At 48.5% G+C, this 11,864-nt stretch carries 11 protein-coding genes; all 11 read right to left on the reverse strand.

Annotation, left to right across the window (positions count from 1 at the left end):
- The 11 genes from csaB to spoIID all read right to left on the reverse strand — a co-directional run bounded on the left by csaB (position 1) and on the right by spoIID (position 11,857).
- Positions 1-1,164 carry a polysaccharide pyruvyl transferase CsaB gene (csaB, locus tag ACFQV5_RS06670; protein ID WP_379245670.1) on the reverse strand — a complete coding sequence of 388 codons (1,164 nt, stop codon included), beginning with the start codon at positions 1,162-1,164 and terminating at the stop codon, positions 1-3.
- Positions 1,140-3,164: a DUF5693 family protein gene (locus tag ACFQV5_RS06675; protein WP_379244907.1), complete on the reverse strand. Its 2,025-nt coding sequence runs from the start codon at positions 3,162-3,164 to the stop codon at positions 1,140-1,142. The genes csaB and ACFQV5_RS06675 overlap by 25 nt, the downstream gene beginning before the upstream one ends.
- A 95-nt stretch (positions 3,165-3,259) precedes the next feature.
- Entirely contained in the window at positions 3,260-4,978 is a 1,719-nt protein-coding gene (locus tag ACFQV5_RS06680; protein WP_379244909.1) for a phospho-sugar mutase, read from the reverse strand.
- Positions 4,979-5,024: 46 nt separating this feature from the next.
- Positions 5,025-5,456: a 3-hydroxyacyl-ACP dehydratase FabZ gene (gene fabZ / locus ACFQV5_RS06685; RefSeq protein ID WP_379244911.1), complete on the reverse strand. Its 432-nt coding sequence runs from the start codon at positions 5,454-5,456 to the stop codon at positions 5,025-5,027.
- Positions 5,457-5,783: 327 nt separating this feature from the next.
- Entirely contained in the window at positions 5,784-5,990 is a 207-nt protein-coding gene (locus ACFQV5_RS06690; protein ID WP_379244913.1) for a DNA-directed RNA polymerase subunit beta, read from the reverse strand.
- Between the two features lie 12 nt (positions 5,991-6,002).
- Positions 6,003-6,824: a flagellar hook-basal body protein gene (locus tag ACFQV5_RS06695; RefSeq protein ID WP_379244915.1), complete on the reverse strand. Its 822-nt coding sequence runs from the start codon at positions 6,822-6,824 to the stop codon at positions 6,003-6,005.
- Between the two features lie 49 nt (positions 6,825-6,873).
- On the reverse strand, positions 6,874-7,749 hold the full coding sequence (locus ACFQV5_RS06700; protein ID WP_379244917.1) for a flagellar hook-basal body protein: 876 nt from the start codon (positions 7,747-7,749) through the stop codon (positions 6,874-6,876).
- Positions 7,750-7,822: 73 nt separating this feature from the next.
- The gene (gene mreB / locus ACFQV5_RS06705; RefSeq protein WP_379245672.1) at positions 7,823-8,821 is read right to left on the reverse strand and encodes a rod shape-determining protein; all 999 of its coding nucleotides are present in this window, start codon (positions 8,819-8,821) and stop codon (positions 7,823-7,825) included.
- 198 nt (positions 8,822-9,019) lie between these two features.
- Positions 9,020-9,307, reverse strand: a complete 288-nt coding sequence (gene spoIIID, locus ACFQV5_RS06710; protein WP_379244919.1) for a sporulation transcriptional regulator SpoIIID — start codon at positions 9,305-9,307, stop codon at positions 9,020-9,022.
- Positions 9,308-9,569: 262 nt separating this feature from the next.
- Positions 9,570-10,307 carry a peptidoglycan DD-metalloendopeptidase family protein gene (locus tag ACFQV5_RS06715; protein WP_379244921.1) on the reverse strand — a complete coding sequence of 246 codons (738 nt, stop codon included), beginning with the start codon at positions 10,305-10,307 and terminating at the stop codon, positions 9,570-9,572.
- Positions 10,308-10,366: 59 nt separating this feature from the next.
- Positions 10,367-11,857 (reverse strand): stage II sporulation protein D, encoded by a 1,491-nt coding sequence (gene spoIID / locus ACFQV5_RS06720; protein WP_379244923.1) that lies wholly within the window; start codon positions 11,855-11,857, stop codon positions 10,367-10,369.
- Positions 11,858-11,864 lie beyond the last annotated feature (7 nt).

An 11,864-nucleotide genomic window follows, 5' to 3' on the forward strand; every position in this document is an offset into this window, starting at 1 on the left:
TCACCTTCTGTTACCTAGATAGTTAGCGATGTGACGGGCCGGAAGCTGAGCCTCCTGCTTGAGCCGTGTAATCTGGGCCTCATGCTCGTCTTTCCAAGCTTCAGGAGCATCCAAGAGTGAGATCATATGTCTTGTCAGATCCCCCGGAACTAGCGAGTCAGTACTTCCAATGGCTGCACTGTCCAGCCTTGTCAGGAAATGATCGATCTTCGGATCATAGGAGATCCCAACAAGCGGTACTCTTTGATTGGCCGCATAAATCAAGCTGTGCAGACGCATGCCAAGAATGAGTTGACACTGGCTTACTTCACGAAGCATGTCCTGAGGCTGCTTCTCTTCGGTGTAAAAACTGATTTTTCCACCGTATGATGTAATATCACCCATCTTGTCCGTAATATACTCAGAAGCTTCCATATCACCACCAGGTTGATAAAACGGCAAGAAGCGAAGATGTACTGGCCGTTTACGCATGAGCACTGCGAGCGCCTCAGCTATCGCATTCAGATCACGGCGCTCTGGATCCCAGAAACGAACCGAAATACCGATCACCGGAAGTTCACTGTCTGACGGATGCTCCACGTTATCTGTTCCGTCAGCCATTTCAGCCATATCTTCAGGTTTCACATCAGGCAGCGGCAGTCCCATAACGGGATCGGGAACAATGTGAATGTCTTCTGAGCGAATGCCCATCGACTCCAGCAGTTGGCCGGATTGAACATCCCTCACCGATATATAGGAACACTTCCGAAACACGGATCGAATCATCGGATTGAACAGCTTTCGGTTCACAGGTCCCACGCCTTGAGCGTAGATAAAGGTTGGCTTCTTCAGCCACTGCGCAATCTTGATAATAGCCAGGTAATACGGAATGGTCTTGGGGCTTGTTGCATCCTGCAGCAAGCTTCCACCCCCGCTGATCAATCCGTCACTTTCCTTAATCGCACGCCGAACCTCGCCAAGCTTCATTCGGTGTACCGAACGGACACCGTATACCTTAGATGTCCATTCAGGATCTATGGAGAGAACAACGGGCTCAATCTTAACGCCCGCTTCCTTCCCCTGTTCTACCAATGCTGCCAAAATCGATGTCAATACGGCTTCATCGCCGCTATTCTTAAATCCGTAATATCCGGAAATGACTATTGTCTTAGTAGATGAGACCATCGTTTCCAGATCCTTTCTCCGACTTGCCATACCAGGATTGCAATCAAACCGATAATCAGCCCAAGAACCAGACCGAGCAATCCACGGATTGTCGAGATATAAATTGGTGAATGAATATGTGTGAATGTGCCCACGATAGATAATTGACCCATCGCACCGAAGATTAACAGATAAGCCGCATGACGATATTTAAATGACAGGAACAGACCTAGCAGCATAATCGGATGTGCGAACAGGAATTCTTTATTCCGTGGGCGTACCCCGAACGTGTTCTCCAGGAATGAACGGAATGCCATTTCAAGTGATGATACCTGGCCTGCATTTCCTGTACGGCTCAAATAATACATTCCTGCCGCGCCTAGAATACCTGCAGCTATAACCATTGCAATATTGATTGGTGACTTGAGCAGAGAAATCACACCCACACGTGACATTTTGCCACCACGGTACAGAAGAACATACACGGCCGTTAACAGCATAGGTGCCATAGCCAGCAGGTTTACCCCGCGGAACTGATCCAGCACAAGCATGTACGTTACATTGTTAAGCAGTGCGATCACGAGCGGTACAGCTGCAAGAGATAGAATCGTTGTCTTCAGGAACAACACAAGAGCGTGTGATAAGCGTCTTCCTGTACTGATGTTCTTATTCGTATTCGTACGGCTAGCCTCGTTAACTTTTCTTACGGCCAAGATCATAGCAACCGTAGGTCCACTAATCGACGTAGCAAGTGCCAGCGCCTGTTCCATCAGCTCTGCGTTCAGCACATACAGACCAGCGCTTCCGATCAATCCAAGCACGAAGGCTGGAATCGTCAGGAACGGAATGAAATAAGAGATCATCAGAGAGATGAGCGCGATCGCACCAATTACAGCACCGATCTTGAAATAGCGCTGCATCGAAGAATCGGTCACTTTAAACGCTTCGGCTTGTCCGATGGTAAAGCCATTCTTCTCAATATCTCTAATCGCATGACCCGGTTCAGTTAAGCTCTCAATGAGGTTATCCAGCGGGCTCGTTATTGATGCTGTTGTTGTATCTCTAAGCGGTTCAGCATTCAAATAGAACATACGGATGTTCCGGTCCTTAGATGCCAGTACGAAGCGGTCGCTAATCACATTCGTCTTCAGCGATGCATCTCTCTCACTAAGGGAGTAAATACGAACCACATTATAGTCGGTAAGGTAAGCGAGCTTTTCAAAGCCTTTTTGCGGCTTCTTAATGTTCTCAATAGCTGTAAGACCAATGTTGTACTTATTCAGCAGTTCTCCAAAGGACTCCAGACTGTCCATTTCCTCATCATCATTAAATCCTTTAACGGATTCACCGTCGAAGAGAAGTCGCTTAACCCCATTGTCAGCAAAATAGGAAATCAGTCGTTCCATATATGCCTGATCGTATGGCAAGCTGTCGGATAAACGAGGGACGATAGTAAAGCCTTTATCACGAAGCATCGCTATCGTAATCGGGTCCGGAGACATCGGCTTCAGTAATGCATCTTGTTTGGCCGTCTCCAGAATCAATCCGTCCGTATCCTTGAACGTCCACGGTTTTACAGGAATGCCGAGTCTTGTGAATGTCTCTTCAATAATCGGCTTAATCTGATTCTTGCTCTCTTCATTTATAAAGGACACATACGTATAGTTCTCATTGGTTGGGGTAACCTTTCCTGTCAGATCGGCCACCTGCTGCCCATCATAAACCGTTATCCTCCGTGACTTAACGAACTCATCAAGCGTACTTTCAAATAGAGCCATACTTCCCACACCGGCTTGCTGTAACCTGGTCAGCTGCTCTTCAATAAAATCCTGTGGATGAGTCTGGTATACCGAAATATCCAGCAAGTCACGATAGTCAAATACAAACTCAACTTTCTTCGCAGTCGATTCTGTTTGTACGCGGTCATAGCCTACAGGCAGGGCGGCCGCAACGCCCAGAACAACTAGAATCCACAGCCACTTACGAGCTGCTACATTCCAGTGTTTCCATTTCTGATGCACGAAAGTTCCTCCTCATTGAACTTACGGGATTCTTCCACCTTCATACATAGCGGAAGAATCCCGATCGTTTGAATCTATTAGCAATAATGTATCGATTAAGCATCCACTCTGGTCATGACAAGACTTGAGAGGGTCTGCATTTTTTGCTGAGCATCTTCAAGCGATTGTCCCCGAACCGCAAAATACACTTTAATCTTCGGCTCTGTACCCGATGGGCGCAGGCAGAACCAAGAGCCATCTGCCAACATGTATTTAAGCACATTTTCCTTAGGCAGTCCATCCAAACCTTCAGCATAATCCAGCACACGCTCAACTGCAATGTTGCCGATCTCTGCAGGAGGAGCGCTCCGCCAGTTGCTCATAATGCCCTGAATTTGCGCAATACCATCTTTGCCCTTCAGTGTACGGGACTCCAAGGATTCCATGAAATAGCCGAATTGTTCATACAATTCTTGCAGCACATCATACAATGTCTTACCTTGACCTTTGTAATAAGCTGCCGCTTCACAGATGAGCATGCTAGCAAGCACAGCATCTTTATCGCGTGCATAATTTCCTGCTAGATAGCCGTAGCTTTCCTCATATCCGAACAGATATGTATACTGACCTGTCTTTTCGAACTGGGTCATCTTCTCCCCGATATATTTAAAGCCTGTCAATGTATTCATGACCGTCGCACCATAATGCTCGGCAATCGTCGCGCCCATCTCACTCGTTACAATGGTTTTAACTACTGCAGCGTTATCAGGCATCTTCCCTGCTTCTTTCAACTGGCTAAGTAAATAATGAACCATAATTGCACCCGACTGATTGCCGGACAGAACAACAAACTCGCCTTGGCTGTTCTTCACGACAGCTCCCATACGGTCTGCATCCGGGTCTGTTCCGATCAGAATATCAGCTCCAACTTCTTCGCCAAGCTTGATCGCAAGCGTGAACGCTTCACGTTCTTCCGGGTTCGGCGACTTCACGGTTGAGAACTCAGCATCCGGCTTCTCTTGTTCAGGAACAATGTATACATTCTTAAAGCCGATATGCTCAAGAACCTGACGAACTGGAACATTCCCTGTGCCATGCAGTGGAGTGTAGACAATCTTGATATCTTCTCCCAGCTTGGAAGCAATAAGATCGCGATTCACACTAACACTGGCTACTGTATCGATAAAGGCCTGATCCTCTGCTTCTCCGAGCCATACCAAAAGGCCCTCAGCTTCTGCTTGTTCCTGTGACAGTCTCTTCACAGCAGCAAAAGAATCTACTTCCTGGATATGTGAAATCACCTGTTCTGCTTCATGTGGTACAAGCTGTCCGCCTTCAGCGTTGTAGACCTTGTATCCATTGTACTCCGGCGGATTGTGACTTGCCGTGATGACAATACCTCCCGTTGCATTCAGATGACGCACACTGAACGACAGTTGTGGAGTGGAGCGCAAAGATGGAAACAACTTCGCTGTTATTCCATTGCCTGCAAGTACCAATGCGGCTTCAAGAGCAAACTCCGGTGAAAAATGACGGGAATCATGCGCAATAACTACAGAAGGCTTGCCTTCTGCGTTGCCGTGAGTCTCCAAAATATAACGAGCAAAACCTTGAGTCGCGCGACCCACTGTATATTTATTGATCCGATTGCTGCCTGCGCCGATAATGCCGCGAAGACCGCCTGTCCCGAATTCCAAATCGCGATAGAACCGTTCCTCCAGCTCTTTCGCATCATTCTCTAACGCACGCAGCTCTTTCTTCGTCTCTTCATCCACATACGGATCGTTTAACCAACGCTCTACAGTATCTACAGTTCTTTGACTCATTTCTGGCATGATAACTTCCCCTTCCATATCCAAAGAATAATGATGAAGATTCTATTTATGCTTTATCTGACAGAGCGAACATAATTTCACCCTCAGCAACCGTACGGCCTTCTACCGTAGCAACGGCTTTACCTTTACCGATCATACCCTTCAAGCGAGTGATTTCCACTTCAAGACGCAGTGTATCTCCCGGTACAACTTGTCCACGGAAACGGAAACCATCAATTCCTGCTAAGAAACCAAGCTTCCCACGATTACCTTCCATGCTCAGGATGGCAACGGCACCAACCTGCGCTAATGCCTCAACGATCAATACACCTGGCATTACGGCGTACTCAGGAAAATGACCAACAAAAAAAGGCTCGTTAATCGTAACATTCTTAATTCCTATAGCTCGCTTACCTTCCTCGATCTCCACGATTTTGTCCACGAGCAGGAACGGTGGGCGATGAGGTATGATCTCTTGAATTTGTCCGATATTCAGCACAAAAAAACTCCTCTCATATGTAAGTACCCGCCAAGCATAGTCTTTGAAAGTTGTAAAACATTCCTCAAAACGTTAGCTTTCATATCAAAACATGCATAAAAGCAGGCGGATAAGGCAAAAACTAAGGATATCCTTCACAGCTGCAGACGTGAAGGTTGAGATAAGGGGCTTTCTCTACAGACATTCCGTCTGGGGAGGAGGCCCTTTTTAATGGAGAATACTTATTCTTCCACAGTCCATCCCATTATACCGTTTTCGCTAAAAAAAAGAAAACTCCCTCAGGGGAGTCTCAAATCGCTAATCTTTGTGTTCTATCCCCTACTCCGGTTAAGGAGCAAAGACCAAATCGTAAACATGCTTCCAAGTACTCCACTTGAATGCTTCTCCGATATCTTGTTTCCCTAAAACAACGTATCCGACTACCATTCCGCCGAAAAGTGCCAGCAGCAGAAAGATCGGAACCATGATTCTGCGCGCAATCTTCCAACCTGAAGTCTTGCGCCGTTTAGGTTCACGTTCACTTGCTTCACTCACGGTTCATTCCACCTATCCTCGCATAGTGTTGGCAAGGTTCATCATGGTGTCGCTGGAGCTCAGCGCGCGTGCAGCCAGCTGATAAGCCCGCTGGACTTCCATCATCTTCGTCATTTCTTCCGAATAGTTCACATTAGACATTTCTAAAAAACCGGATTGAACTTCAGATTTCAGTGGCTCTTGGGCATTAGCTGGCGGTGCTTCGAATACCTGTGCCTCCGTCAGACCCGCAGCAAGCATGTAGAGATTACCGTCCATCTGCACAAGCCCTTCTGGACGCTCCAATTCAGCAAGCTTCAAAACCGCTTCTACAGAGTTCCCACCAGGAGTTTCAATCAAGACCTGTCCCTTGGTATCGATAGCAATTTTGGCATTCTCAGGAATGCTTATCGGATTGTTGGCTCGGTCTAGAACTCGGTACCCTTGATTGTTTACCAGATTCACAAAACCTGGGTTCTGCGTATCCGGTGAAACATGAAAACCACCTTCACGGGTATACGCAATACCGCCATTTCCCTCCACAACAAACATCGCATTGCCTTCGATCGCAAGATCCAGCGGATTCCCAGTTTCTTTATGGGAGCCTTGTGCCAAATTCTCTACAATCGTTGCCATCCTAGAACCAAATCCCATCGTGTATCCCGACGGCGTAGCCCGTCCAGCCAGTGTGAAATCCTTATGATGTCCTTGCACCTGAGTCAGTACATCTTCAAATGATGCATCCTTGCTTTTATATCCAACCGTATCCACGTTCGCAAGATTATCAGCAATCACATCTAGACGCTGTTGAATCGCGTTCATGGACACCATGGCGCTAATCATGGAGTTATTCATTCCCAAACCTCCTGTGGTGTAGACATAAGATCCTTAGACATCTGCTTCCTTAAACTCTGCCGATCTCATTCACTGCCTTGTCGAGAGACTTGTCGTAAAACTGAACGACCTTCTGGTTCGTCTCATATGCGCGAAGTGCAGCCGTTAATTCAACCATGGACTGCGAAGGATCCACATTAGATGCTTCGATATATCCTTGTCTGACGATCGCATTATCACCTGCTGCGAGAACACGGGCACTATTCCCGTCCGTAGCATCCAGACGAAATACACCATTGCCTTCCCGTACCAGCTGATAAGGCTTGTCTACCACAGTAATCCCCAGCGTAACACCTGCTCCATTACCGGCTCCACTCAAGATTTGCCCTTGCTCATTCACTGTAAGGTCACCAGCTTGACCTGTCAATACAATCGGAGCATTATTGTCATCCAATACCTGGTATCCCGTCGAAGTCAGAACATTTCCACTCTCACTCACATGAAATTGACCATTTCTTGTATACCGAACTTCGCCGTTCTCGTCCTGTACTGTAAAGAACGCTTCCGGGCGGTACGTAATATCGCCGTTCTCATTTATATATTTACCCGATGCATCAAAAGGTACGTCCTCCCCGTTCACCGTCAATCCCAGTTCAGAGACGATAGCGAAATCGGTAGCAAGCCCCGTCTCGCGAAGCGCTCCTTGCTTGTACAGCGAGAGGCTCTCTTCAGCAAATACACCTGTATTCAGCTTACCTATTGTACGGCTAGGGTTCTCTGCCCCTCCGCCAATCATCGATACAAGTACTTCAGGGAACGCGCGCTGCACGCTATCCGTCTGCTTGTAGCCTGTCGTATTAACGTTGACGAGATTTTGCGTTACCGTATCATGACGACGCTCCTGCGTAACCATACCTGCAGCTGCGTTATATAGTCCTCTTAACATGAAGGCACTTCCCTTCTCATGGACCCCTTAAAAAGCTCCATTAATTCATTCACTACCATTCTATATCGGTAGATTAGAACTTTTTCTTAACGACTTTATCCAAATTGTCCAGCATGATTCCCGTTCCCTTAACGACACAGTGCATTGGATCCTCTGCGATCAGCACCGGTACACGCAGCTGCTCTGTCAGGAGCTCGTCCACACCATGAAGCAGTGCGCCGCCACCTGTCAGAATAACGCCACGGTCAATAATATCAGCCGATAATTCCGGCGGTGTCCGCTCGAGGACTAATTTTGCTGCCGCTACAATAGATGACATAGGATCCCAAAGCGCTTCCTGCACTTCAGCAGAAGTTACCGTCACTGTCAGTGGAAGACCCGAAACCATGTCCCGACCCCGTATATCCATCTCAGCCTGGCGCCCTCCCGGACGAACGGTACCGATAGCTACCTTAAGATCTTCTGCCGTACGTTCTCCGATCAGTAGTTTATATTTATTCTTAATGTATTTCGTGATCGCCTCGTCGAACTTGTCCCCAGCCATTTTGATAGAAGAGGCCGTCACGACATCGCCCATGGACAGGACGGCTACGTCTGTCGTGCCGCCCCCAATGTCCACGACCATATTGCCGCTAGGCTCGTAAATATCCATACCTGCGCCAATCGCTGCCGCTTTAGGCTCTTCTTCTAGGAACACATCCTTCGCACCACTGCGCTCTGCCGCTTCCCGGATCGACTTCTGCTCTACAGATGTAATGTTCGTAGGTGCGCAAATGAGGATACGGGGACGACTATGCCAGCTTCGCGCTCCAACGCGACCAATAAAATACTTAAGCATCGCTTCCGTAATTTCAAAGTCGGCGATGACTCCGTCCCTCAGCGGACGAATCGCCATGATATTACCTGGTGTACGCCCTATCATGCGCCGAGCATCTTCCCCGACGGCAAGGACTCTTTTGGTGTCGCTCTCAATGGTCACTACAGAAGGTTCGTCTAATACTACCCCCTTCCCTTTGACGTGAATAAGCACGTTTGCTGTCCCGAGATCGATTCCAATATCCTTGCTAAACATCATGAAAAGCCCCCAAAGTGTTATTTTATGGTAAGAGATTATTGGTTCCGAGCATAACTGCCGAGGTTCGACAATACGTAGCAATACATGATGTTAATCGGCACACCAAGGTCTCAATATTCCGCCTTATACCATCTTTTAACATATCATACTTTAGGGGAAGGATACAACGTCAATCTAGCGACCTAAGGCCTATAATTAGGATTTAGCTGTTGTGACAGGTTCACGGTTGCCATTTGTCGTTTTCTTGTATTTGATCTTGGTGGCTTCGCCGCCTCTAAGGTGGCGGATGGACTTGTGGTATTCGAGAATATGCTTAACCTGATCCGCTAAGTCCGGGTTAATCTCCGGCAGACGTTCGGTTAAGTCCTTATGCACCGTGCTTTTCGACACGCCAAATTCTTTGGCAATCGTCCGGACCGTATGCCTTGTTTCCACGATACAGCGTCCGATTTTAATGGTCCGCTCTTTGATGTAATCGTGCACGTTCCCGCCTCCCTACTGTGTGGATAGTTTGGTACATTATATGAGGGGCATGGCGGGATATTCGCGGTTTCACGGGGTGACAAGCTCCTCTTGCCCCATTTATTTTAGGGACATGCTGGCATCAGCATAGGCTTAGGTCCATTTTACTGGACATCTTTTGACCCCTTTATCAGCCACAAAGCCTTAAGGACAAAGAAAAAAGGCAGGATCTATGATCCTGCCCTCTCGGCGCTGTAAGCGCTATTTATAGACTTGAAAAAATTTATTTCTTGGGAAGGTAGTCCAGCGGGTTAGCCAAGCTATCGCCTTCATACACTTCGAAGTGCAGGTGGTTGCCGAGTTCCTTCTCAAGCTCACTGCGTCCAGCAGATGCAATCGTATCGCCCTGCTTCACTTCTGCACCCTGCTCGACTTTTACATCACTCAAGCTTTGATATACGGTCTTCAGATCTCCTGGGTGTGTGATCTCCACCACTGTACCGTTCACCGGATGATCTTCCACACGAGTTACTTGACCATCAAGTGCAGCTTTGACTTCAAATGACTTGTCGTCTTTAGCAGCAAGGTCGATCCCGAGGTTCGGCGTAAAGGTATCATTGTACTGAACCATCGCCTCTTGAGTCTCTTCAATTGGAGCTTCTGCATCATAGAATTGTTTCACAATGCTTACGTCTGCTGCGTCACCTGCTGGCGAAATCATGTTCTGAGCGTTAGCGACGACTTCAACAACTTCCTCTTGCTTGCCTTCCGTACCCGTCTTGGCTTCGCTACCATTCTCGGTAGTTACTACAGCCGGATCTGGGTTGAGCGATTTTTGGTTGGCGCCCTGGTAGACCCACACGAGGGTTAGTATAATTGCCGCTGCTGCCAGATAAGCTGCCGGGAACACCCACCGTTTGGACAACATTTTTTTCCACGAAGATGTAGTTGCTACTGATTCTCCCTGATTGGTTTTAGGAGTCTCTTCGCGGGGTTGACTATTCTTGTTTTGTTCATTCATTTGCAATCACCTCAGTAATCATTGTTACCGGGGTCAACTCTTTTATACGTGGGTCTCTATTATTTTTTTGAAGAGAGAAGTTTTGAAGTTTCCTGAAATGAAATTCCGGTATAGTAGTGTCTTAGAATCTCTTTCGCCTTGTAGCCTTCCCGCGCCATTCCTTCCGCTCCGTACTGGCTCATGCCAACACCGTGGCCGTTGCCGTAAGTGGTTATGACGACTTCTCCATCTTTCATAGTCCAGCTGAATTGACTAGAACGAAGATCTAGCTTCTCTCTTATTTCGCGTCCTGTAAACTTCTTTCCTCCCACTCTCACTTCCTGAATTCGATTCCCTTTGGTATAAGAGATCACTTTCATAAAAGAGTTTCCGCTAGAAGCCGAGACGGGAATAGCCGTATCTGATAGACCTAGACGCTTGACGATTTCAGCTCGTGACATGGTGACACTGGTTTTATATTTAGGAGAGATTTCGGTATCCCATGGACTCTCAACACTTCGTAGATATGGGATCTCGTTCTTCCAATAATCCTCTGAGTTCTCGGTATACCCATTACTGGTGGAGAAAAAAGAAGCGGTAATCGGCTGACCCTTATACGTCATCACAATCCCCTTCGTTTCCTTAACGGCCTGACGCAGCTTTGCAAGCTTGTCTTGCTCTCCTGCTGCTGCCCATTCTTTCTCCAGCTTCTCCTTAGAGATGTAAGCCTGATGATTAATCGTATCGGTTACATCGCCCTTGTCTTCCGGCACACCACTCTTGTCGCCGGACTTCAGCCGCTGCACGATGTATGTCCGTGCAGCAATGGCCTGGGCCTTGAGTGCCTCCAGCTGGAATTCTGCCGGCATTTCGGCGGCTACGACGCCGACAATGTAGGTTTCCAGCGGGAGGGTCTCCACGGTGTCCGTCTTCGTTAAATAGACGGACACCGTGGGCTCTTCCGCCGGCTGCACAGCGGCGGAAGGAGCGGGCGCTGGCCCGGGCGCGGGCGGTGCTGCCTTATGGTCGCCGGGGGCGACCACAAGCAGCGGCAGCGCGAGCGCGAGGGCCAGCAGGCCCGCCGCGGCCCAGGCGGCGGGGTGCAGCCGCACCCGCCGGCCGGGGGCCGCAGGGCGCCGCGCGGCGGAGCCGCGGCGCCCGAAGCGTGAGGGCCGCGCGCGAAAGGCGCGGTGCTCACGCGGGGTTTGGCCCGGCAGCGCGGAGCGCGGGCCGGGCTCCGCGCTGCTGGGGTCCTCTATACTTCCTGCGGCTGTGAAAGAATGTGTTACTTCATCTAATTCTATTGGCGCTTCCTGTGCCGCGAAGGTTGCTTCCTCAATCTCTTTAGTGGCTTGTTCTAGCTCCGCTATAGAATCATGTCGCTTCTTGTTTATATTTGTTCCTGATCGCCTTGCAATCTTCTCGTCCTGCGGAAACTTCCATTCAAGTACTCTCGCAGCTGTTCCCTCGGTTTCCATCCACTCTTCCTTATGATCTTTCGCTTGATCAACTGTCGTATTCTTCTTCTCCGGAGTGATCGGAATTTGTATACGAACCTTGGAATCTTTCATTCGGCTC

The sequence above is a fragment of the Paenibacillus sp. GCM10028914 genome, assembly GCF_042666275.1.
Classification (GTDB): Bacteria; Bacillota; Bacilli; order Paenibacillales; family Paenibacillaceae; genus Paenibacillus_AQ.